The 21,968-nt window shown below is 69.4% G+C and carries 18 protein-coding genes; 7 read left to right on the top strand and 11 right to left on the bottom strand.

Annotated features, from left to right (window positions below; genetic code table 11):
* Window positions 1-32: 32 nt before the first annotated feature.
* From MSPGM_RS09825 to dxs, 7 genes are all read right to left on the bottom strand, one after another.
* The gene (locus MSPGM_RS09825) at window positions 33-701 is read right to left on the bottom strand and encodes a spermidine synthase (RefSeq protein WP_003604035.1); all 669 of its coding nucleotides are present in this window, start codon (window positions 699-701) and stop codon (window positions 33-35) included.
* Between the two features lie 132 nt (window positions 702-833).
* Window positions 834-2,837: a squalene--hopene cyclase gene (gene shc / locus MSPGM_RS09820; RefSeq protein WP_003604034.1), complete on the bottom strand. Its 2,004-nt coding sequence runs from the start codon at window positions 2,835-2,837 to the stop codon at window positions 834-836.
* Window positions 2,838-2,881: 44 nt separating this feature from the next.
* Entirely contained in the window at window positions 2,882-4,183 is a 1,302-nt protein-coding gene (gene hpnE / locus MSPGM_RS09815) for a hydroxysqualene dehydroxylase HpnE (RefSeq protein WP_012752633.1), read from the bottom strand.
* Entirely contained in the window at window positions 4,183-5,034 is an 852-nt protein-coding gene (gene hpnD / locus MSPGM_RS09810; protein ID WP_003604030.1) for a presqualene diphosphate synthase HpnD, read from the bottom strand. Before hpnD ends, hpnE begins: the two co-directional genes overlap by 1 nt.
* On the bottom strand, window positions 5,031-5,930 hold the full coding sequence (gene hpnC / locus MSPGM_RS09805) for a squalene synthase HpnC (protein ID WP_003604029.1): 900 nt from the start codon (window positions 5,928-5,930) through the stop codon (window positions 5,031-5,033). Before hpnC ends, hpnD begins: the two co-directional genes overlap by 4 nt.
* On the bottom strand, window positions 5,927-6,952 hold the full coding sequence (hpnA, locus tag MSPGM_RS09800) for a hopanoid-associated sugar epimerase (protein ID WP_012253485.1): 1,026 nt from the start codon (window positions 6,950-6,952) through the stop codon (window positions 5,927-5,929). The genes hpnC and hpnA overlap by 4 nt, the downstream gene beginning before the upstream one ends.
* Before the next feature lie 208 nt (window positions 6,953-7,160).
* Window positions 7,161-9,134, bottom strand: coding sequence for a 1-deoxy-D-xylulose-5-phosphate synthase (gene dxs / locus MSPGM_RS09795; RefSeq protein ID WP_043766753.1), 1,974 nt, complete (start codon window positions 9,132-9,134; stop codon window positions 7,161-7,163).
* Between the two features lie 332 nt (window positions 9,135-9,466).
* Between dxs and MSPGM_RS09790 the strand changes: the two genes are divergently transcribed.
* From MSPGM_RS09790 to ettA, 4 genes are all read left to right on the top strand, one after another.
* Entirely contained in the window at window positions 9,467-9,721 is a 255-nt protein-coding gene (locus tag MSPGM_RS09790) for a hypothetical protein (protein ID WP_012752631.1), read from the top strand.
* 7 nt (window positions 9,722-9,728) lie between these two features.
* Window positions 9,729-10,622 carry a DNA/RNA non-specific endonuclease gene (locus tag MSPGM_RS09785; RefSeq protein WP_003606691.1) on the top strand — a complete coding sequence of 298 codons (894 nt, stop codon included), beginning with the start codon at window positions 9,729-9,731 and terminating at the stop codon, window positions 10,620-10,622.
* Window positions 10,623-10,632: 10 nt separating this feature from the next.
* Window positions 10,633-10,911, top strand: a complete 279-nt coding sequence (locus tag MSPGM_RS09780) for a hypothetical protein (RefSeq protein WP_003606692.1) — start codon at window positions 10,633-10,635, stop codon at window positions 10,909-10,911.
* A 235-nt stretch (window positions 10,912-11,146) separates the two neighbouring features.
* The gene (gene ettA / locus MSPGM_RS09775) at window positions 11,147-12,799 is read left to right on the top strand and encodes an energy-dependent translational throttle protein EttA (RefSeq protein ID WP_003606693.1); all 1,653 of its coding nucleotides are present in this window, start codon (window positions 11,147-11,149) and stop codon (window positions 12,797-12,799) included.
* Between the two features lie 289 nt (window positions 12,800-13,088).
* Here the strand turns inward: ettA and MSPGM_RS09770 are convergent, their stop codons facing one another.
* The 3 genes from MSPGM_RS09770 to MSPGM_RS09760 form a co-directional block, all read right to left on the bottom strand.
* Complete coding sequence (locus tag MSPGM_RS09770; protein ID WP_012752630.1) at window positions 13,089-14,309, bottom strand: phosphopentomutase; 1,221 nt, start codon at window positions 14,307-14,309, stop codon at window positions 13,089-13,091.
* Between the two features lie 3 nt (window positions 14,310-14,312).
* Complete coding sequence (locus tag MSPGM_RS09765) at window positions 14,313-15,941, bottom strand: ABC transporter ATP-binding protein (RefSeq protein WP_003605802.1); 1,629 nt, start codon at window positions 15,939-15,941, stop codon at window positions 14,313-14,315.
* A 106-nt stretch (window positions 15,942-16,047) separates the two neighbouring features.
* Window positions 16,048-18,228, bottom strand: coding sequence for a molybdopterin-dependent oxidoreductase (locus MSPGM_RS09760; protein WP_012752628.1), 2,181 nt, complete (start codon window positions 18,226-18,228; stop codon window positions 16,048-16,050).
* Between the two features lie 223 nt (window positions 18,229-18,451).
* Between MSPGM_RS09760 and MSPGM_RS09755 the strand changes: the two genes are divergently transcribed.
* The gene (locus tag MSPGM_RS09755) at window positions 18,452-19,381 is read left to right on the top strand and encodes a lytic transglycosylase domain-containing protein (RefSeq protein ID WP_003605805.1); all 930 of its coding nucleotides are present in this window, start codon (window positions 18,452-18,454) and stop codon (window positions 19,379-19,381) included.
* Window positions 19,382-19,444: 63 nt separating this feature from the next.
* Window positions 19,445-20,350, top strand: a complete 906-nt coding sequence (locus MSPGM_RS09750; protein WP_003605807.1) for an alpha/beta hydrolase — start codon at window positions 19,445-19,447, stop codon at window positions 20,348-20,350.
* 34 nt (window positions 20,351-20,384) lie between these two features.
* Here the strand turns inward: MSPGM_RS09750 and MSPGM_RS09745 are convergent, their stop codons facing one another.
* On the bottom strand, window positions 20,385-20,804 hold the full coding sequence (locus tag MSPGM_RS09745; RefSeq protein ID WP_003605809.1) for an acyl-CoA thioesterase: 420 nt from the start codon (window positions 20,802-20,804) through the stop codon (window positions 20,385-20,387).
* A 243-nt stretch (window positions 20,805-21,047) separates the two neighbouring features.
* Here MSPGM_RS09745 and MSPGM_RS09740 point away from each other — a divergent pair, with 243 nt between their 5' ends.
* A complete protein-coding gene (locus MSPGM_RS09740) occupies window positions 21,048-21,716 on the top strand; it encodes a transglutaminase-like cysteine peptidase (RefSeq protein ID WP_012253474.1) in 669 nt (222 codons plus the stop codon).
* Window positions 21,717-21,968: the final 252 nt, after the last annotated feature.

The raw sequence follows: 21,968 nt of genomic DNA, 5'->3' as shown, positions 1-21,968 counted from the left end.
CGATGAGGTTGCGATCGGGATCGCTCTCAGGATCAGCGCCGGGCCAGCCAGATCACATGCCGCGCCCCGCGCTTGCCGCGTGCCCGAGTGCCGACCTCCTCGACCGAAAACCCCGCCTGTGCGAGCCGCCGGCTGAAAGCGGCATCGGGATGCGCTGACCAGACCGCCAGCACGCCGCGGGGGCGCAAAGCCGCGCGCGCGGCACCGAGGCCGGCGGCGTCGTAGAGACGGTCGTTGGCGCTGCGGGTGAGGCCATCGGGGCCGTTATCCACATCGAGCAGGATCGCGTCCCAGACGCCCGGACGCTCGCGGATCACCGCGGCGACGTCGGCTTCACGGATTGAGACCCGCGGGTCATCCAGGCTGCCGCCGGTCAGTTCCGCCATCGGACCACGCGCCCAGGCGAGCACCGCCGGGACGATCTCGGCCACGCTCACCTGCGCCGTGCCCGGCAGAAGGCTCAGGGCGGCGCGCAGGGTGAAGCCCATGCCGTAGCCACCGATCAGCACACGTGGCGTCTTCACCCCCGCGATCCGCTCGGCCGAGAGCCGTGCCAGCGCCTCCTCGGAGCCGCTGAGACGGCTGTTCATGAGTTCGTTGCGGTCGAGCTGAATCGAGAACTCGCTGCCCCGGCGCATCAGGCGCAAGCTGCCCGTCTCACCGGGGATTGCGGCGGTGTCGAGGTGCTCCCAGGGAATCAATGGCAGTCTCGCGGGCTCGTATGAGGAAAAGTGCGCGAGACCGGTCCTGTTCGGACGGCCCCCCGGCACAAACGAAAACGGCGCGGGATGCCCCGCGCCGCCTCTCTCCATTGGGACGACCGCCCCAAAAAATCACATGCCGAACTGCACCTGCCGGCTGTTGCCCCGCTTCAGGTTGCGGAAGCGGGCCATCGCCCAGAGCGGGAAGAACTTCGGGTAGCCGTGGTAGCGCAGGTAGAACACCCGCGGGAAGCCGGTCGCGGTGTAGCGCTCCTCGCTCCACAGACCGTCCTGCCCCTGCGTGCGCACGAGGTAGTTGACGCCGCGGGCGACCGCCGGATCATCGACCTCACCCGCCGCCATCAGCGCGAGCAGGGCCCAGGCCGTCTGCGAGGCGGTCGAGTAGCCCGGCTCGAATTCGGGGTTGAGCTTGTAGGAGGAGGCATCCTCGCCCCAGCCGCCATCCGGGTTCTGGATGCGGATGAGCCACGCCACCGCCTTGCGGATCTCAGGCGATTGCGGATCGACCCCGGCGGCGTTGAGCGCGCACAGCACCGACCACGTGCCGTAGATGAAGTTCATGCCCCAGCGGCCGTACCAGCTCCCGTCCTTCTCCTGGTCGTTGAGCAGGTAGGTCACGCCGCGGTCGAGCGCCCGGCTGGTCGCGCGGGTCTCGCCGAGCTGCGACAGCATCGAGACGACACGGGCGGTCACGTCCGCGGTCGGCGGATCGAGCAGCGCGCCATGATCCGAGAACGGGATGTGGTTGAGATAGTGGTGGTTGTTGTCGGCATCGAACGCCGCCCAGCCGCCATCGGCGCTCTGAAGGCCCTCGACCCATTCGCGGGCACGGGCGATCGATTCCGAATAGTCCGGCATGCCGCTGACCAGCCCATGCTGGCGCTGGGCGCGATCCATCGCCATCACGACGACGGCGGTGTCGTCGAGGTCGGGATAGTGCGGGTTGGCGTACTGGAACGCCCAGCCGCCGGGGCGCACATTGGGCTTGGTCTCGGCCCAGTCGCCCTTGATGTCGAGGATCTGGAGCGGCTTGAGCCAATCGAGGCCGGCGCGGGCATTGGCCTCCGCCTGGTGGCCGCCGGCTTCGAGCATGGCGTGGCTGTTCAGCGCCGTATCCCAGACCGGGGACAGGCAGGGCTGGACATAGGCCTCGTCCTCCTTCTCGGCGACGAGCTTCTCGATAGCTTCCAGCGCGATCTTCACCTGCGGGTGCTCGGGCGGATAGCCCAGCACCTCGTACATCAGCACCGAATTGACCATGGCCGGGAAGATGGCGCCGAGACCATCCTCGCCGTTCAGCCGCTCGGAGACCCAGGCGACCGCCTTGTCGATAGCGCGCTGGCGCGGCACCTTCGGGAAATGGTCCTGCGTCTTCTGCAGCACGCGGTCGATGCCGCCGAAGATCGGCGTCCACGGCCAAGTGGCGTGGGGCGAGCCCGGCCAGGTCCGCACCGAATCGGGCGGCGTCACGAACAGTTCGGCCACGCCGACGCCGCGCGGGTTCTTCGCCCGCGGCTTCTTGGCCTGGATCACGAACAGCGGCACCATGGTGCAGCGGGCCCAGTAGGACACCTTGTCGAGGTGGAACGGGAACCACTTCGGCAGGTGCATCACCTCCACCGGCATCACCGGCACCGCCGCCCACGGCACTTCGCCGTAGAGCGCGAGCAGGATGCGGGTGAAGACGTTGGCGTTGGCCGCGCCCCCGCGCTGGAGGATCGCTTTGCGCACGGCGCGCATGTGCGGCGCCTCGATGTCGTCGCCGATCATCTTGAGGGCGAAGTAGGCCTTCACCGACGCGCTCATGTCGAACGGGCCGTCATGCACCAGCGCCCAGCCGCCATGCACCTTCGACTGCGTGCGGCGCAGGTAGTTGCCGATCTTGGCCTCGAGGCCGGGCCGCGGCTCGGTTCCGCGGAACTGGTGGAACAGGATGTACTCGGAGGGGATGGTCGCATCCGCCTCGAGCTCGAAGCAGATGTGCCCATCCGCCTGCGTCATCTCGGTGAGGGCGCGGGTGGCGCTCTGGACGCCACGCTCCACGTCGTCGAGGGACACGTCGCGGGTCTTGGGACGCTGCAGCGTCTCGACCTTGCTTACGGCCGCCTCACGCATCGTTCTTGCCTCGTTCGACTGTCTCGATGCCGTCGTCATATCCTTCAAGCAACTCCCTGTGCCTGTGCCCGTCCGCACATCCCGGTGCGGAACAGGGCTTGCGCGGCGTTTGTGCCGGATCGGATCGCGCCCTCAATGGTCGAGGGCAGCCCCGTCTCCGTCCAATCACCGGCGAGAACCAGATTCCGGTAGCGCGTCGCCGCGCCGGGGCGGCGCGCGGCTTCCGCGGGCGTGGCCGCGAACGTCGCACGCTTTTCCTTGACGATCTGCCAGCTGGGCAAATCCCGTGCAAGACCGTTGAGATCTGCGATCTCGGTCCAGATGCGGCGCGCGAGATCCTCTCGGCCATCCTCCAGCAGCCGGTCGGCGCCGCTGATGGTGACGGAGAAGCGGTCCGGATAGGCGAACAGCCACTCGGTCAGGCCGCCGACGACGCCGAGCATCAGCGGAGCGCCCTCGGGCGGGCGCACGGCGAAATGCGCGTTGACGATGGAGCGGAATTCCTGCGGCGCAGGCGTGCCGGGCAGGAGTTCGCTCGCCACCCAGGGCGGCAGGGCCATGACCACGGCGTCGTCGGGACCGATCACCGTCGGCTCGTCGGTGAAGTCCAGGCGTTCGATCCGGCCCTGGCCGAGCGTCAGCGCCCGCAGCCGCCGGCCATACCGGATCTCGGCACCGCGGCTCTGGAGGTAGCGCAGGGCCGGATCGACGAAGGCGGTGGACAGGCCCTCGACGGCGATGAGCGGCCGACAGGCACGCCCGCCTCCCCCGAAGGTCTCGCGCAGGATGGTGGCGGCGAGCCCGACATCGCTCTCGCGCGGCTCAGTGTTGAGCGCAGCGAGCAGCACCGGGTGCCAGAGCCGCTCGTAGAGCGGCCCCTCGCAGGACATCTTCTCGCCGATCGTGCCGCTCTGGCCCGGCTTGTTGCCGGAGGCGGCCATCAGCAGGGAGACCGGCGCGAGGTAGTCGCGCGCGCGGGTGCCCGGCACGCGCCGGCCGGCCCGCAACACCCACCAAGGCAAACGGCCCTCGTTCGGGCGCAGGGTCCAGCGCTCGCCGGTACGAATGTCGGCGAAGTCATAGACCGCCTCGTCCGGCCCGGTCAGGGCGTTGGCCGGCGCACCGATGAGGCGCATGAAGTCGAGGGATGAGCGGTTGCCCGACAGGAGCAGGTGGTTGCCGTTGTCGATGGTCAGCCCGAGCGAGGGGTCGTAGTAGGAGCGGCAGCGCCCACCCGCCTGCTTGGCGGCTTCGTGCAGCACCACGCGGCTGCCGGCCTCCGCCAGCGAGGCCGCCGCCGAGAGGCCGGCGAGCCCGGCGCCGACAACGTGAACCGTACCCGTCATCACAGAATCCCGTGGCGCAAAGCGACGAGGAGAAGGGGGAATTTGCCCGGCTTCACCCGCGCCCGCGGGGCCGCCCAGCCGCGCTTGACCACGGCGTCGAGGTAGAGCCGGTAGGCCGCCGCCATCAGGCGGGCCGCCTTGGTGGCGCGACGCGGGCTGCGCTCGATGATCGCCCAGGTCTGGCGGTAATGCTCTTGCGCTTCCGCGGCGACCGCCGCGCAGACCTCGCCGAGGCGCGGATGCGCCAGCGCGCTCTGCGGAGTCGGGTTCATAAGCCCGATCTTGTGGAATTTCTCCATCGGCAGGTAGAGGCGCCCGCGTTCCGCATCCTCGTCGATGTCGCGCAGGATGTTGGTCAGCTGGAGCGCCCGGCCCTGGTGCCACGCGAGGCGGATTCCGTCCGCCTCCGGCATGCCGAAGATGCGCACCGAGAGCCGCCCAACGGCGCTCGCGACCCGGTCGCAATAGAGGTCGAGCTTGGCTTCCGATGGGGCGACGATGTCCTCCTCCGCGTCCATCGCCATGCCGTCGATCACGGCCTGGAAGTCCTCGCGCTTGAGGTCGAAGCGGCGCATCGGCTCTTCGAGCGGCTTCACCCGCGCGGGAGGATGGCCGGCATAGAGCGCGTCGATATCGGCCCGCCAGCGGTCGAGCTCGGCCGCGCGGACCTCACGCGGGCCGCCGTCATCGGCGACATCGTCCACGACCCGGCAGAAGGCGTAGACGGCATACATCGCCTCGCGCCGCTCCTTCGGCAGCAGGCGCATCGCCGTGTAGAAGGACGAGCCGGCGGCCGGCAGGGCAGACGCTTCCGGGGTCTCGCCCGGCATCGGGGTGGCGGTGGCGCTCATCGGCCGGCTCCGGCGGGGGCGGGACGGGGCGCACGCGACCGGAACGGGCGGCGCACCAGCGTGGCGGCGATGCCGCCGAGCGCGGTGAGCGCGAAGGCGGCCTTACCGTGATGGACTTTCTCGCTGAGCGGATCGCGGGTCAGCAACCCCTTCGTCAGGACGACGGCGAGGCGATGGATCGCGGCGATCTCCAGGCTCAAGCGCAGGTCGTCGATCTGGTTCGGCAGCGGCGCCCCCTCGTCCAGCAGCACCAGGGTGCGCTCGGCGAGTTCGCGGATCACCGCGCGCAGTTGCGGGCTCGCCCGGTCGGCGCCCAGCATCGACACGTCGGCGCCATGCTTCCGCATGACGTCGAGGGGGATGTAGACCCGGTCGAGATCGCGAAAATCCTTGCCGCAATCCTGAAGGTGGTTGAGCACCTGCAGCGCGGCGCAAATCGCGTCGGAGGTCCGGTAGACCCGCGCCGGATCCTCGCCGTGCACGTCGAGCAGGAAGCGCCCGACCGGCATCGCCGAGTAGCGGCAATAGTGGATCAGCTCGTCCCAATCCGCGTAGCGCGACTTGCGCGCATCCATGCGGAAGGCGTCGAGCAGTTCGAGCGCGTGGGTCGGCGGCTGGCGATGGGCCGCGAGTTCCCGCTTGAGCGGCTCGACCGTGGGGTCGGAGCCGCCCTTGCCGGTGAGCGCGTCGGCGAGCGCGTCGAGCATCTCGATCTTGCGCTCGGGCGACAGGCCGGTGTGGTCGGCGACGTCGTCGCCGGCCCGCACGTAGTTGTAGAAGGCGAGGATCGCGCCGCGGTAGCGCGGGTGGATCAGATGCGAGGCGACGGGAAAGTTCTCGTCGTGCTGGCCCTTGCCGGTGCGGGCGTCGCTGGCGGTTTGAAGCGCGGCGCTCATTTCATGTACCCCGCCTGACGGAACCACGCGATGGCATCCTCGAGGCCCCGGCGGTAGGGCCGCGCGGAATAGCCGAGTTCCGCCCGCGCCTTGGCGTCGGAGAAGAACATCCGGTACTTCGACATGCGCACGCCGTCGATGGTGGCGAGCGGCGCCTTGCCGGTCACCCGCGCGATCTGCTCGGAGATGAAAGCGATCGGGTAGATCACCGCATAAGGCAGCCGCGTCGTCGGCGCCTTGCGGCCGACGATGGCGGCGATGTCGGCGAGCATTTGCGCCAGCATCACGTCCTCGCCGCCGAGGATGTAGTGCTCGCCGATCCGGCCCTTGCGCAGGGCCAGCAAATGGCCCGCAGCCACGTCGTCGACATGGGCGAGGTTGAGGCCGGTATCGACGAAGGCCGGGATCTTGCCCTGGGCCGCGTCGAGGATGATGCGGCCGGTCGGCGTCGGCTTCACATCGCGGGGGCCGATCGGGGTCGAGGGGTTCACGATGACGGCGGGTAGGCCGTCACGAGCCACCATCTCGTCGACCACGCGCTCGGCCACGACCTTGCTGCGCTTGTAGGCGCCGATGGCGGTCTCCGGCGTCAGCGGCCGGGTCTCGTCGGCGGGGGTGCCGTCGTCGTGCGGTTTGATGGTCGCAACGCTCGATGTGTAGACGATCCGCTCCACGCCGGCCTTGAGCGCCTCCTCCATCAGGATGCGCGTGCCGTCGCGGTTGGTGCGGACGATCTCCTCCATGTCCGGCGCCCAGAGCCGGTAATCGGCCGCGGCGTGGACGAGGTAGCGCTGGCCGCGCATGGCGCTCGCCACCGCCGCCCGGTCGCGCATGTCGGCCTCGACGATCTCGACATCGGGCCAGATCAGGTTGGTGCGGGGCGATGAGGCACGCACGGTGATGCGCACGCGGAAACCGGCCGCGCGGAAGACGTCCACCAGGGCGGCTCCGAGGAAGCCGCTGGCACCGGTGATCAACACCGGCCCCGCTGGGAACGGGCCGCTTTGGGTCGGCTCTGTCATCGTGCTCGCGTGATTCACGGGTGGTCTCGCCCATCGGTCCTGGGACCAGCGGGCAAAGGGAAACGCCGCTCCGTCAACGCACCCGATCCAGGGCCCGACGGCGCGGCGCTTGTCTCACTGATGAGGCGGTGCAGCAAGCACCGCGCTTCTCAACCTCAAGCGCAGGGCGAGGCGCTCTTCAAGCAATGGCCTTCGAGCACCCGAACCCTCAAGCCAGACGCAGGCGCCCGGTCCGGCTGCCCTTCTTCTGGTCCGGCAGGGCGGCGCGGACGGCCTTGAGGATGCCCTCGGCATCGAGCCCGGCCTCGGCGTACATCTTCTCCGGCTTGTCGTGGTCCTGGTAGCTGTCCGGCAGCGTCAGCGTGCGGACCCGGACCCGGCCGGTATCGAGCACACCGCGCTCGGCCAGAAGGTGCAGCACCATCGCCCCGAAGCCGCCGACCGAGCCCTCCTCGACCGTCACCAGAACCTCGTGGCTCATCGCCAGATCGACGATCAGCTCGGCATCCAGCGGCTTGGCAAAGCGCGCATCCGCCACCGTGGCCGCGACACCCTCGGCCTCGAGCGCATCGGCCGCCTTCAGCGCCTCCGACAGGCGCGTGCCGAGCGAGAGCAGCGCCACCCGCGCCCCCTCCGGACGCCGCACCACGCGGCCGCGGCCGATCGCCAGCGGCACGCCCGTCTCCGGCAACTCGATGCCGACCCCCTCGCCGCGCGGGTAGCGCAGCGCGATCGGGCCCGAATCGTGCGCGTGGCAGGTCGCCACCATGTGCACCAGCTCGGCCTCGTCAGCCGCCGCCATCACCGTCATGTTCGGCAGGCAGCAGAGATAGGCCAGATCGAACGCGCCCGCATGCGTGGCGCCGTCCGCGCCGACGAGGCCGGCCCGGTCGAGGCAGAACCGCACGGCTAAGTTCTGCAGCGCGACGTCATGCACGACCTGATCGTAGGCCCGCTGCAGGAAGGTCGAGTAGATCGCCACGAACGGCTTGTAGCCCTCGGTGGCCAAGCCGCCGGCAAAGGTCACCGCGTGCTGCTCGGCGATGCCGACGTCGAAGGTCCGGTCGGGATGCGCCTTGCCGAACAGGTCGATCCCGGTGCCGCCGGGCATCGCCGCGGTGATCGCCACCACCTTCGGATCGGCATCGGCCGCCTTGATCAGGCTCTCGCCGAACACGCGGGTATAGGCCGGGGCGTTGGCCTTGGCCTTGGCCTGCACGCCCGAGACCACGTCGAACTTGACCACGCCGTGATAGCGGTCGGCGCTGGCTTCCGCCGGCGCGTAGCCCTTGCCCTTCTGCGTGACGACGTGGAGCAGGATCGGGCCCTGATCCGAGTCGCGCACGTTCTTCAGAACGGGGAGCAGGTGGTCGAGATTGTGCCCGTCGACGGGACCCACATAGTGGAAGCCCATCTCCTCGAACATCGTGCCGCCGCCGACGATCAGCGAGCGGGCATACTCTTCGGCCGCCGCCGCGCGCTGGTAGAGCGCCTTCGGTAGCAGCTTGCCCAGTTGCTTGGCGGTCTCGCGCAGTGAGCGATAGGTGCCGCCGGAGGCGAGCCGCGCGAGGTAGGCCGACATCGCGCCGACGGGGGGGGCGATCGACATGTCGTTGTCGTTGAGGATGACGATCAGGCGCGAGTGCAGGGCGCCGGCATTGTTCATGGCCTCATAGGCCATGCCCGCCGACATCGAGCCGTCGCCGATCACCGCGATCATGTTGCGGCGCTTCGGCGCCGGGCCGCCCTTGGCCTTGGCGTCCGCCTCCTCGAGGTCGCGCGCCACGGCCATGCCGAGCGCGGCGGAGATCGAGGTGGAGGAGTGGGCCGCGCCGAAGGGGTCGTACTCGCTCTCCGAGCGCTTGGTGAAGCCGGAGAGGCCACCGCCCTGGCGCAGCGTGCGGATGCGGTCGCGGCGGCCGGTCAGGATCTTGTGCGGGTAGCACTGGTGTCCGACGTCCCAGACGATGCGGTCGTCGGGGGTGTCGAAGACGTGGTGGAGCGCCACCGTGAGTTCGACCACGCCCAGGCCCGAGCCGAGATGGCCGCCGGTGATCGACACGGCGTCGATCATCTCGGCGCGCACCGCGTCGGCCACCCGCTGCAGCTCGCTCTCCGGCAGAAGCCGGAGACGATCCGGCGTCTCAAGACCCTCAAGGATCGTCGTGTCCGCTAGTGCCAAGGCCTTCACCCGTCTCTCAATGCGTTCCCGTCGGCAGGGCAGTTCCTGCAGGGGCACACGTCCGAATTCTCGAACGCGGCCTGCCTTCGGATTTCGCCCGCCTCCCCGGAAACAGCTTTCCCCGGGACATATGAACGATCATTCTAGCGCAAACCGATCACGGGATACCATGATCTTGCTGCAACAGCGGCGCGTCTTTCAGAGGATTCGGCCGCTTCGTCTGCCTTCAGAGTTAAGGCAGCCCCACGATTTCACGCGTGACGCGCCCTCAATTATGGATGAAGGCTGCATTGATCAACATCTTGCCCGCTCATCCCCGAGGCCGCCGCCCGATGCCTATCGCCGCAACGTTACCGGCCACGGTCGCGCTGGCGCTCGCCCTGATCGGCGGGAGTGCGGCCTGGGCGGCGGATGCCGGCAGGCCCCGGCCCGGGGCGGCGCGCTGCCCCGACGACGTCCGCTGCCGCCGCCCGCCGGGACCGCCGGACCGTGACATCCGCCCGCTGATCGATCCGCTTGGGCGCCCCTGCGGCTTCCGCTGGCGCGAGACGCCGTCCGGCCCCCGCCGCGTCCGGGTCTGCTACTAGGCCGGCAATGGTGCTGCGTCCGCTCGTTCCGGCCCTTCTGCTTGTCGTCGTCTCGCACGCGGCGGCATCCCAAGCCCTGCCGGAGTCCCAAGCACTGCCGGAGGCGCCGGCCTGCCGCGCCCTGCTCGCGGACGGCCGGGCGCCGACGCTCACCAACCCGAAACTCGCCGACCGAGCCGTCCCACTCTGCTTCGAGGCCTTCGCCGTGCTCCATTCGGGCGTGTCGCGCACGCCGCTCTACGCCGCCGAGCGGCTGACGCGCCGGAGCGTGTCCGCCGCCCGCCGGGTCGAGCGCGCCGATGCCTTTCACGACGAGGACCGCCTGCCCGAGGACGACCGCGCGAGCCTCGCCGACTACCTGCGGAGCGGCTACGACCGCGGCCATCTGGCCCCGGCCGGCGACATGCCGAGCGAGGTCGCCCAGGCCGAATCCTTCAGCCTGGCCAACATCGTGCCGCAGAACCGGGCGGTGAACCGCGGCCTGTGGGCGGCGATCGAGGAAAGCGTGCGCCGGCTCGCCAGCGAGCGCGGCGAGATCTTCGTCGTAACCGGCCCCATCTTCGAGGGCCGCTCGGTCGGGGCGATCAAGGGGCGGGTGCTGGTGCCGACCCAGATGTTCAAGGCGATCTACGATCCACGCACCGGCGAGGCCGGGGCCTATCTCGTGCCGAATGCGGCCGGCGCGGAATGGCGCGCGGTCTCGCTCGCGACCCTGCGGGAGACGGCGGGGCTCGACGTGTTCCCGGCTTTGCCCGAGGCGAGCAAGGCCAAGGCGATGGCGCTGCCCGAGCCGCAGGAATTCTCCCGCGGCGGCCCGGAATCGTTCGCCGACTTCCTCAAGCAACTGGCCGTCGATGTCCTGCGCCGGCTCTGGCGCGAGCTGATGCGCGCGATCTTCTGAGGAGCTCCCGATGCCGCGCCGCAAAGCCGATCCCGCCCTTCCCTTCCGCCCCTTCGCGGAGGATGCCGGCGTCCAGACCTTCGCCGGCTTCTCCATCGAGAACGGTACGCGCCGCATTGCCCTGCATGGCAGCCTCGACCTCACCCGCGACCGGGCGGGTTTGAAGCGTGCGAAGGCGTTGAAGAGCCTGCTCGATGCGGTGGTTGCCACCCTCGAAGCGGAGGATCTGCCCGATGCCGTGCCCGAGGAGCCGGAGACGGCCGAGCCGGTGCGCAACCCTTTCGCCTGAGGCGCACCGCCCTCATATCAGGATCGGTATCCGACCGTCGCCTGTCCGGCCTTCGCCTTGCCCCTGCCGGGCGGCCCTGATACTCGAACACGAAATTCTTCATCCGCGAGCGGACGGCGCCCCGCGCGGCATGGCTCGAGCATCTTGGCTCGACAGAGCCAGCCTCGCGCAAGAGGCCACGCATCCGCGAGCGCCGGCCCGACCGGCTTCCACGCTTCACGCAGGACGAACGCACATGGCCCGCGAATTCATCTACCACATGCGGGGTCTGACCAAGACCTATGTCGGGGGCAAGAAGGTCCTCGAGAACGTCAACCTGTCGTTCTATCCCGACGCCAAGATCGGTGTGCTCGGCATCAACGGCGCCGGCAAGTCGACGCTGCTCAAGATCATGGCCGGCATCGACAAGGACTGGACCGGCGAGGGCTTCGTCGCGCAGGGCGCGCGCGTCGGCTACCTGCCGCAGGAGCCGCAGCTCGATCCGAACAAGTCGGTGCGCGAGAACATCATGGAGGGCGTGGCCGAGAAGCAGGCGCTGCTCGACCGCTACAACGAACTCGCGATGAACTATTCCGAGGAGACGGCGGACGAGATGACCGCCCTCCAGGACCAGATCGAGGCCCAGAACCTCTGGGAGCTCGATTCTAAGGTCGATCAGGCGATGGAAGCGCTCGGCTGCCCGAGCGACGAGCAGCCGGTCGCGACCCTCTCGGGCGGCGAGCGCCGCCGCGTCGCGCTGTGCAAGCTGCTGCTGTGGGAGCCGGAACTGCTGCTCCTCGACGAGCCGACCAACCACCTCGACGCCGAGACGGTGAACTGGTTGGAGGGCCACCTCAAGCAGTATCCGGGCGCGATCCTGATCGTGACCCACGACCGCTACTTCCTCGACAACGTCACCGGCTGGATCCTCGAACTCGACCGCGGCCGGGGCATCCCCTACGAGGGCAACTACTCCGCCTGGCTGGTGCAGAAGCAGAAGCGCCTGGAGCAGGAGGGCCGCGAGGACATGGCCCGCCAGCGCTCGATCGCCCGCGAGCAGGAATGGATTTCGGCCTCGCCCAAGGCGCGGCAGTCGAAGTCGAAGGCGCGTATCACCCGCTACGAGGAGCTGGTCGCCAAGCAGAACAACAAGGTCGATGCGGCGGCGCAGATCGTCATCCCGATTGACGAGCGGCTCGGGCAGAACGTCATCGAGTTCGAACACCTCAACAAGGCCTTCGGCGACCGCCTGCTGATCGAGGATCTGTCGTTCAAGCTGCCGCCGGGCGGCATCGTCGGCGTCATCGGCCCGAACGGCGCCGGCAAGACCACGCTGTTCAAGATGATCACCGGCCAGGAGAAGCCCGATGGCGGGCGGATCGAGGTCGGCGAGACGGTCAGGCTCGGCTATGTCGACCAATCGCGCGACGCGCTCGATCCCAACGCCACGGTCTGGCAGGAGATCTCGGGCGGCAATGACATCATCTACTTCAACAAGCGCGAGATCAATTCGCGCGCCTATTGCGCGGCCTTCGCCTTCAAGGGCGGCGACCAGCAGAAGAAGGTCGGCACGCTCTCGGGCGGTGAGCGCAACCGCGTGCATCTGGCCCGCACGCTCAAGGGCGGCGCCAACGTGCTGCTGCTCGACGAGCCGACTAACGACCTCGACATGGAGACCCTGCGCGCCCTTGAGGACGCGCTGGAGGATTACGCGGGCTGCGCCGTCATCATCAGCCACGATCGCTGGTTCCTGAACCGCATCGCGACCCACATCCTCGCCTTCGAGGGCGACAGCCACGTCGAGTGGTTCGAGGGCAACTTCTCGGATTACGAGACGGACAAGAAGCGCCGTCTCGGGATCGAGTCGATCATCCCGAAGAAGCTGAAGTACAAGAAGTTTTCGCGCTGATCGCCGGATACGGGTCTCCGCTCGATCGGAGCGGAGGCCCGTATCAGCCGAGCCCGCGCGGCACTTGAGCGACAGCCAAATCCGCCATCCCGAAGGGGGCAAACGGTTTTGGTATGCGTGTCGCTCACAAAACTTCCGCTCTCCTCCCCTCCGCCTCATCCTGAGGTGCCCGCGTCAGCGGGCCTCGAAGGATCCTCCAGATCGCTCGCGATCCCTGGAAGCCCCCTTCGAGGCCGCTTCGCGGCACCTCAGGGTGAGGTGGAGAGATGGGAGGACGGGGGTGAACCCCTCACCACCACGCCTGCCCGGCCCCGAGCGGCGGCAGGCCAAGATGGGCCGCCACCGACGCGCCCATATCGGCAAAGCTCTCCCGGCGGCCGAGCGCGCGCGGCGCCAGCCCCGGCCCGAAGCCCAGCACCGGCACCTGCTCGCGGGTGTGCTCCGTGCCCGTCCAGGTCGGGTCGTTACCGTGGTCGGCGGCGATCACGCAGAGGTCGCCCGGCTTCAGCACCGCCTGGATCTCGGGCAGGCGCGCGTCGAAAGCTTCCAGCTCGGCGGCGTAGCCGGGCACGTCGCGGCGGTGGCCGTGCTCGGTGTCGAAATCCACGAGGTTGAGAAAGACGAAGCCGCCCTCCGGCAATCCGGCGAAGGCGTCGAGCGCCGCGTCGAGGCAGGCGGCGTTGCCGGCGGGCTTGATCTCGCGGCCGGTGGCGCGGTGGGCGAAGATGTCGCCGATCTTGCCGACGCTCACGACTGCGCGGCCCGCAGCCTCCAGCCCATCGAGCAGCGTCCCGGCGGGGGGCGCCACCGAAAAGTCCTTGCGGTGGCTGGTGCGGCGGAAGCCCTCCGCCGCGCTGCCGAGAAAGGGCCGGGCGATGACCCGGCCGACGCGGTAGGGATCGCAGACCTCGCGGGCGATCCGGCAGGTCTCGTAGAGCCGCTCCAGCCCGAACGCCTCCTCGTGGGCGGCGATCTGGAACACGCTGTCGGCCGAGGTGTAGCAGATCGGCTTGCCCGTCCGGACATGCTCGGCCCCAAGCGCCTCGATGATCGCGGTGCCAGAGGCGTGGCAATCGCCGAGGATACCCGGCAGCCCTGCCCGTGCGACCAGCGCCGCCGTCAGCTCCGCCGGGAAGGCGGGCTGCGCATCGGGAAAGTGGCCCCAGGCCTCCCGCACCGGCACGCCCGCGATCTCCCAATGGCCTGACGGGGTGTCCTTGCCGGCCGCGGTCTCGACGGCGTGGCCCCAAAGCGCCCGCACGGGTCCTTCGGGCGTGAGCCCTGGCGGGACGCGCCCGGTGGCGCCTTCGCAGGCCAGCCCGAGGCCGAGCGCGGCGAGGTTCGGCACGCGCAGGGGCCCAGCGCGCAGGCCCGGCCGGTCGCCGCGTCCGGCGGCGCAGGCCTCCGCGATGTGGCCGACCGTGTCGGAGCCGGCGTCGCCGTAGCGGTCGGCGTCCGGAGCGCCGCCAATGCCGACGGAATCGAGGACGATGAGGAGGGCGCGGGCCATGGCTCAGGCCGGCTCGATCTCGGCGGTGGTCGCGGCATCCATCTCGAAGGCCGCGGCGAACAGGGTGCGGGTGTAGTCGGTCTTCGGCGCGGCAAAGATCTCTTCGGCCGGGCCCTCCTCGACCACCTGGCCGTGCTGCATCACCATGACGTAGTTCGAGAGCGCGCGGACCACCTTGAGGTCGTGGCTGATGAACAAGTAGGCGATGCCCCGCTCGCGCTGGAGGTCGCGCAACAGCGTCACGATCTGCGCCTGCACCGAGCGATCGAGCGCCGAGGTCGGCTCGTCGAGGACGACGAAGCGGGGCTTCAGGACGATGGCGCGGGCGATGGCGATGCGCTGGCGCTGGCCGCCGGAGAATTCGTGCGGGTAGCGGTCCATCGCTGCCGGATCGAGCCCGACATCGGTGAGCGCCTTCGCCACCAGGGCGCGGCGCTCGTCGCCGCCCTTCACCAGCCCCTGCACGGCCAACCCCTCGGCGACGATGTCGCCCACCGACATGCGTGGCGAGAGCGAGCCGTAGGGGTCTTGGAAGACCACCTGCATGTCCTTGCGCAGGGGCCGCATCAGGGCGGGGCCGCGCGCCTCGATGCGCTGCCCGAGGAACACGATCGGCCCCTCGGATTCGGTGAGCCGCAGCAGGGCGAGGCCGAGCGTGGTCTTGCCCGAGCCGGATTCGCCGACGACGCCGACCGTCTCGCCGGCCCGCACCCTGAGCCGTACCCCATCGACCGCCTTGACGTGGCCGACGGTGCGCCGGAGCAACCCCGCCTTGAGGGGGAACCACACCTTGAGCGGCCCGGCCTCGACCAGCTCTTCGGCGTGATCGGGCACGGGGTTCGCCCGGCCGGTGGGCTCGGCGGCCAGGAGCCGCTGCGTGTATTCGTGCTGGGGCCGGGTGAAGACCCGATCGACCGGGCCCGCCTCCACGATCCGGCCGGCAAGCATCACGCAGACCCGGTCGGCGATGCGCCGGACGATGCCGAGATCGTGGGTGATGAACAGCATCGCCATGCCGAGCCGCTTCTGCAGGTCGGCCAGCAGCGCGAGAATCTGCGCCTGCACGGTGACGTCGAGGGCGGTGGTCGGCTCGTCGGCCACCAGGAGATCGGGCTCGCAGGCGAGCGCCATCGCGATCATGACGCGCTGGCGCTGGCCGCCGGACAATTCGTGCGGATAGGCGCCGAGGCGCCGCTCGGCGTCGCGGATGCCGACGAGATCCATGAGTTCGAGGATGCGGGCCCGCGCCGCCTTGCCCTTCAGGCCGCGGTGGATCTCCAGCACTTCGCCGATCTGCCGCTGGATGGAGTGGAGCGGGTTGAGCGAGGTCATCGGCTCCTGGAACACCATGGTGATGTCCGCGCCGCGCACCGCGCGCATCTCCCGCTCGGGCAGCTCCAAGAGGTCGCGCCCCTTGAACAGGATCTTTCCGCCCGGGTGATGGGCGGCGCCGTCGAGCAGCCGCAGGATCGAGAGCGCCGTCACCGATTTGCCGGAGCCGGATTCGCCGACCAGCGCCAGGGTCTCGCCCCGCTCGATGGCGAAGCTGACGCGATCCACCGCGCGGGTCTCGCGCTCGCCGGAGTGGAAGGCGACCGAGAGATCCTCGACGGTCAGCAGCGTATCGGACATCGAACCCCGTCGAACGAAAAACGGCCCGCCGCGATCCGGTGTCGGAGCGGCGGGCCGAGGGGTTATAGCGCGCGGGGCCGGCCGCGCGAATCGTCTTCGCGTCGCGCTACTGCGCCAGCCCGACCTGCACGAGGTTATCGCTGAAGGTCGGCGAGTGGCCCATGCCGCCATAGGTCGAGGCGCTGATGACGTTCACCGCCCCGTCGCGATTGAGCGAGTGCCAGTAGCCGAGCGAGGCGATCACGAGGCCCGGCGGCACCTCCTCGGTCACCCGCGCCTGCCCGTGGAAGGCGCCGCGATCGTTGAACACCCGCACCAGCGCGCCCTCGCCGATCTCGCGGCTCTGCGCGTCGGCCGGGTTGATCAGGATCGTCTGCTCCCCCTGCGCGCGGACCTTGTGCGCCTCGTTGGCGTATTGCGAGTTGAGGAAGCCGTGGCTCTTGGGCGAGACGATGTTGAGCGGGTAGCGCTCGGCCTGGGCCGGATTCGTCTCCGGCCGTTCGTTGGCCGGCACGTAGCCCGGCAGCGGGTCGAGGGCCTCGCCGCCCTGGAACTGCTCGTACATCTGCCGGAAGGGCGGCGCGACGAAGTTGCCGCTCGTGACCGCGGCCTCCGAGTAGAACTCGCACTTGCCCGACGGCGTCGGGAAGTTGCCCTCGGCATGCGGGGTGCGCGTGTCCGGATCGCCGATGTTCAGGCGGTACCAGCCGTGCTGGCGGAAATGGTCCATGCCGATGCCGCCGAGCTTCGGGCTCTCCCAATCGAGATACCATTCCATGAGCTCGGTCTCGCTCATGGAGAACTGGGGCTCGGTGAAGCCGAAGGTCTTGGCCAGCCGCCGGAACAGCTCGGCATTCGCCACCGTCTCGCCCGGCGGCTCGATCGCCTTCTGGTTCAGGGTGAAGAAGAAGTGCCCCCAGGAGAACATCATGTCGTCGTGCTCGGCCGCCATGGTGGCGGGCAGCAGGATGTCGGCGTAGCGGGCGGTGTCGGTGACGAAGTGCTCGCTGACGACCGTGAACAGATCCTCGCGGGCGAGCCCGCGCTTGATCTTGGCGGTCTCGGTCGAGTTCGAAACCGGGTTGGCATTGTAGACCATCAGGGCGTGGATGCCGGGCTCGATCCCCGCCTCGCCGGTCAGCACCTCGCCGAGCTTCAGCACGTTGAGCACCCGCGTGCCCTCCGGGATCAGGTCCGGCCGGCAGACCCGGTCCCAGTGCACCGGGAACTCCCACAGCGGCATCTGGTAGACGCCGCCGCCCGGATCCTTCCAAGACCCCGTCAGCGCGGGCAGCGAGAAGATGGCCCGCAGCGCCTGGGCACCGCCGGCACTCCGCTCCACCGCCACGCCGGGCCGCAGCGCCGCATTGCGGGTGGTGGCGTATTCGCGCGCCAGCTGCCGGATGTCGTCGGCCGGGATGCCGCAGATCTCGGCGGCGTATTCCGGCGTGAAGGCCTGCGCCCGTTCCTTCAGCGGCTCGAAGCCGACGGTGTGGCGGGCGATATAGTCGTCGTCGGTCAGGCCCTCTTCGATGATGACGTGAATCATCGCCATGGCGAGCGCGCCGTCGGTGCCGGGCTTCGGCATCAGGTGCCAATCGGCCTGGGCGGCGGTGCGCGAGCGATAGGGGTCGATCACGATGACGCGGGCGCCGTGGCGCTGCGCCTCCTTCACCACGTGCCAGTGGTGGATGTTGGTCGAGACCGAGTTGCAGCCCCAGATCACGATGAGCTTCGACTGCGCGAAGCTCATCGGGTCGGTGCCGTTGGTCGGGCCGACGGTCAGCAGCCACGCGGTGCAGGAGCCCGAGCCGCAGAACGTCTTCTCGGCGACCGTCGCGCCGAGCCGGTTGAAGAAGGCGTCACCCACGGTGAGGCCCTGCACCACGCCCTCGTTGCCGAGATAGTTGTAGGGAAGGATCGCCTCCGCCCCGTGCGTCTCGATGATGCCGGTGAAGCGGCGGTGGATCTCGGCGAGCGCCTCGTCCCAGCCGATCCGCTCGAACTGGCCGCTGCCCTTCGGACCGGTCCGGCGCATCGGGTAGAGGATGCGGTCGGGGTTGTAATGGTGGCGGTCGAAGTCCTTGAGCTTGCCGCAGAGCGCGCCGCGGGTCATCGGATGATCCGGGTTGCCGCGCACGTCGATCAGCCGCCCGTTCTCGACGGTGTAGATCATCGAACAGGTGTCGGGGCAGTCGTGCGGGCAGGCGCCGAGCCGGGTGACGGCTTCGGAAACGGACTTTGCAGCCGCCTCGGCATCGATCTCCGAGATGCGCTCTTCGAGCATCGTGTTCCTCCTCGTGAGGCCGGATCTTGGCGTCCGGCTCTTGCAAGCATCGAGCCTAGCGTGGGGAACTCCAGAAAAATAGTGCGATTCTTAGAACGCTACTAAGGTACAACCCCCTCGCGAAGCGTCGAACCCGGCACAATGATGCTCTTCAGCCGGGCAGAACGTGCCGCGGAAGCGGGCAGACATCCCCTTCCCGGACCGGCGCCCTAAATCAGCCGCCGTGTCTCGTCTCGCCCTCGTTCTTCTGCCGGCCGCCCTCGCCGTGCTCGCCGGTCCCTCGCGTGCGGCCCCCTCGCCCGAGAGCGAGACGGTGGAGCAGGCGCTCTGCCGTCTGATCGAGGATTCGGCAAAGGCGCGGAAGCTGCCGGTGCCGTTCCTGACGCGTCTGATCTGGCGCGAGAGCGCGTTCCGCGTCGGCGTGGTGAGCCCGGCCGGCGCACAGGGCGTGGCGCAGTTCATGCCGGGCACGGCCAAGGATCGCGGGCTGACCGATCCGTTCGACCCCGAACAGGCGATCCCGCACGCGGCGCATTTCCTGGCCGACCTCAAGCGACAGTTCGGCAATCTCGGCCTCGCGGCGGCCGCCTATAACGGCGGGCCGGGGCGGGTCTCGGCCTGGCTCGCCGGCAGCGGCGGCCTGCCCGCCGAGACGCGGGCCTACGTCATCGGCATCACCGGCCGCCCGGCGGAGGATTGGCGGCCGAACGCCAGCGTGGAGATGCCGGAGGGAGCCGATCCGGCGGCGAAGAAGCCTGAGGGCAAGAAGACTGAGGGACAAATCGATTACAAGCCGCCTCCGCCGGAGGCCGAGACGCAGAGCTGCCTTCAGGTCACCGCCGCCCTGCGCATCCCGTCGCGCGGGGACCGCTTCGCCCTGTCCGTCGAGGGTGGCCCGGCCGCGCCCTGGGGCGTGCAGCTCGCCGGCAACTTCTCGAAGTCGCTGGCACTCGCGAGCTTCCAGCGGGCGCGGGTCCGCTACACCAGCGTGATCGGCGAGGTGCGGCCGATGATCGTCGGCACCCGCCTGCGCTTTCGCGGCACGCGCACCTTCTACCGGGTGCGCATCCCGGCCGAGAGCCGGAACGCGGCTGACGGCCTCTGCCAGAAGATCCGTGGTGTCGGCGGCGCCTGCATCGTCCTGAGGACATAACTCCCAACGTCGCCACCCCGCGGCCATGAATCCGCCGCGACCGCCGCGTCAATCACGGGTCACATGATCAAGGCATTCGTCTCCCTCGTCTCGTTGGTCTGCCTCGGGCTCACCGCCCTAGGCCTGAGCGGCTGCTCGCCGCTGGCGCTGTTCGATGCGCTCGGGCCGCGCGACAAGGGCGGCCGCCTCGCGATCCGCGACGCGGCCTACGGCGCGGATCCGCGCCAGCGCCTCGACGTGTTCGTGCCGACCGTGCCCGTGGAGCGGGCGCCGGTGCTGGTGTTCTTCTACGGCGGCTCCTGGAACAGCGGCAGCAAGGACGACTACGCCTTCGCCGCGCAGGCCCTGGCCGCACAGGGCTTCGTGACCGTGCTGCCGGATTACCGGCTCTACCCGAAAGTGCGCTTTCCCGACTTCCTGAAGGACGGGGCGGCGGCCATCGCCTGGGTGCGCGACAACATCGCCGCGCAGGGCGGCGATCCCAGTCGGATCGTGCTCGCGGGCCATTCGGCGGGCGCCTACAACGCGGCGATGCTGGGGCTCGACCCCGAATATCTGCGCCAAGCCGGCGTCGATCCGCGGATCATCCGGGCAGTGGCCGGCCTGTCGGGCCCCTACGACTTCCTGCCCTTCGACCAGAAGACCTCGATCGACGTGTTCGGGCAGGCGCCCGACCCGGAGGCGACGCAGCCGGTCTCCTACGCCGGCGCCCACTCACCGCCGACCTTCCTCGCCACCGGCGACAAGGATACCGTGGTGCGGCCCCGCAACACGGCGAGCCTCGCTGCGCGCCTGCGCGATGCCCGCGTCCCGGTGCAGGAACGGGTCTATGAAGGCCTCGACCATGCCGACACGCTGCTGTCGCTCTCCGTCAGCTTCCGCCGCAAGGCGCCGGTGCTCGCCGAGATGAGCGCCTTCCTGCACCAGCATGCGGGCGCGCGCCGGCTCACCACGCTGACGATGCACTGAACGCCCGATCCGCGCTCAGCCGGCGACGTCGTCTTCAGACCTCCCGCTCCTCCGGGATCGGCCGCGGCCGGCGATCCGGGCCGATGGCGACGAAGGTGAAGAGGCCCTCCGTGACCTTCATGGTGGCCTCGCCCTCCCGCTCCCGGCGCCAGACCTCGACCTGGATGCGCATCGAGGTGCGGCCCGTCTTCACGATCCAGGCATAAAAGCTCACCTCGTCGCCAACGAAGACCGGGCGGTGGAAGGTCATCGCCTCCGCCGAGATCGTGGCGCAGCGCCCCCGTGCCCGGCGGGCGGCGACGTTACCGGCGGCCATGTCCATCTGCGCCATCAGCCAGCCGCCGAAAATGTCGCCGGCCGGGTTCGTATCAGTGGGCATCGCCACGGTGCGGATCACCGCCTGCCCACGGTCGGTGGGCTGCACGGGCTCGGCGGAAGGCAGTTCGCTGGTCATCGGAAGGCTTTGCAAATCCTAGGATAAGTCCAAGCCTAACAGGTGCCGTGGCGCCGCCGCCACCGCGCCCGGTGACGGTGCTCGGGACTTGTTTCGCGCTCGCTCCTGCGCCCCTCGTGGGCGTCCCGGCCCCGATCGATCAAATGCGACGGATCGCGTTAACCGATTTTTAACTCGGCGATTGCGGGAACCAGACGGCCGTGAGAGCTTCATTAACGGAAGCTTAACTGCTCGGTCAGGGCCATGCGTATCGCGTTCTCCAAGCTCTGTGTCGTCCGGCCCGCCCTCACGACCCGCCTGCTGGCGGGCCTCGCCCTGGCCGGGGCTCTTCTCCTCGCCGCGGCCCCGCGCGCCGAGGCCCAGCCGACCGCCGCGCTGCCCGCCATGAGCCTGTCGGCGGTCACCACCGGCCCCGCCCGGCCGATCGCCGCCTGGGCCGAGTTCTGCGAGCGCTATCCCGGCGAATGCGCGGTCGATCGCACCGAGCCCGCCAGCATCACCCTGACCCCGGCGCTGTGGCAGACGATCAACGCAGTCAACCGCCGGATCAACCGGTCGGTGGAAGCGGTGACCGATGGGGACCATTGGCAGGCCGCCGACCGCTGGGATCTCGCCGAGGACGGCCGGGGCGATTGCGAGGACTTCCAGCTCCTGAAGCGCCGCCTGCTGGTCGAGGCCGGCCTGCCGCGCCGGGCGATGCGGATGACCGTGGTCATCGACGAAAAGGGCGAGGGCCACGCGGTCCTCACCCTCATCACCAACCGCGGCGACCTCGTGCTCGACAACAAGACCAACGCGGTCCTGCCCTGGCGCCAGACCGGCTACACCTTCGTCAAGCGCGAGAGCCAGGAAGCGGTAGGCTGGATGGCGCTCGGTCGTGACGCCTCGCCGCTCACGGCGGCCAACCGCTGATCCGGCTCCGCTTCATCGAAAGCGGAACCCTATCAGCGAGCCCGCGCGGCGCCTAAGCGACGTCCAAATCCACCATTCCGCAAATCCACCATTCCGCAAAGCCGCCATTCCGCAAATCCGCCATCCCGAAGGGATCGATCGGATTGGGGATGAGGGAACCTTTCAGAAAATTTTCCCAGTCCCAAAGTGGGACCAGCCCGGATCTGGCGCGTTAGCAGGCTTTAACGGTTCGGCGGCCAAGGTTGATGAGAG

Origin of the sequence: Methylorubrum sp. GM97, assembly GCF_024347855.1 — a bacterium.
GTDB classification, from domain to species: domain Bacteria; phylum Pseudomonadota; class Alphaproteobacteria; order Rhizobiales; family Beijerinckiaceae; genus Methylobacterium; species Methylobacterium extorquens.
Note: the sequence above shows the minus strand (reverse complement) of the source record. Positions and strands in the feature narration are given on the sequence as shown.

Coding starts and splice junctions, on each gene's coding strand:
- shc (WP_003604034.1), bottom strand. CDS start 2,837: ATGCGTGAGGCGGCCGTAAGCAAGGTCGAGACGCTGCAGCGTCCCAAG.
- hpnE (WP_012752633.1), bottom strand. CDS start 4,183: ATGACGGGTACGGTTCACGTTGTCGGCGCCGGGCTCGCCGGCCTCTCG.
- hpnD (WP_003604030.1), bottom strand. CDS start 5,034: ATGAGCGCCACCGCCACCCCGATGCCGGGCGAGACCCCGGAAGCGTCT.
- hpnC (WP_003604029.1), bottom strand. CDS start 5,930: ATGAGCGCCGCGCTTCAAACCGCCAGCGACGCCCGCACCGGCAAGGGC.
- hpnA (WP_012253485.1), bottom strand. CDS start 6,952: ATGACAGAGCCGACCCAAAGCGGCCCGTTCCCAGCGGGGCCGGTGTTG.
- MSPGM_RS09790 (WP_012752631.1), top strand. CDS start 9,467: ATGCCTATCGCCGCAACGTTACCGGCCACGGTCGCGCTGGCGCTCGCC.
- MSPGM_RS09785 (WP_003606691.1), top strand. CDS start 9,729: ATGGTGCTGCGTCCGCTCGTTCCGGCCCTTCTGCTTGTCGTCGTCTCG.
- MSPGM_RS09780 (WP_003606692.1), top strand. CDS start 10,633: ATGCCGCGCCGCAAAGCCGATCCCGCCCTTCCCTTCCGCCCCTTCGCG.
- ettA (WP_003606693.1), top strand. CDS start 11,147: ATGGCCCGCGAATTCATCTACCACATGCGGGGTCTGACCAAGACCTAT.
- MSPGM_RS09770 (WP_012752630.1), bottom strand. CDS start 14,309: ATGGCCCGCGCCCTCCTCATCGTCCTCGATTCCGTCGGCATTGGCGGC.
- MSPGM_RS09765 (WP_003605802.1), bottom strand. CDS start 15,941: ATGTCCGATACGCTGCTGACCGTCGAGGATCTCTCGGTCGCCTTCCAC.
- MSPGM_RS09760 (WP_012752628.1), bottom strand. CDS start 18,228: ATGCTCGAAGAGCGCATCTCGGAGATCGATGCCGAGGCGGCTGCAAAG.
- MSPGM_RS09750 (WP_003605807.1), top strand. CDS start 19,445: ATGATCAAGGCATTCGTCTCCCTCGTCTCGTTGGTCTGCCTCGGGCTC.
- MSPGM_RS09745 (WP_003605809.1), bottom strand. CDS start 20,804: ATGACCAGCGAACTGCCTTCCGCCGAGCCCGTGCAGCCCACCGACCGT.
- MSPGM_RS09740 (WP_012253474.1), top strand. CDS start 21,048: ATGCGTATCGCGTTCTCCAAGCTCTGTGTCGTCCGGCCCGCCCTCACG.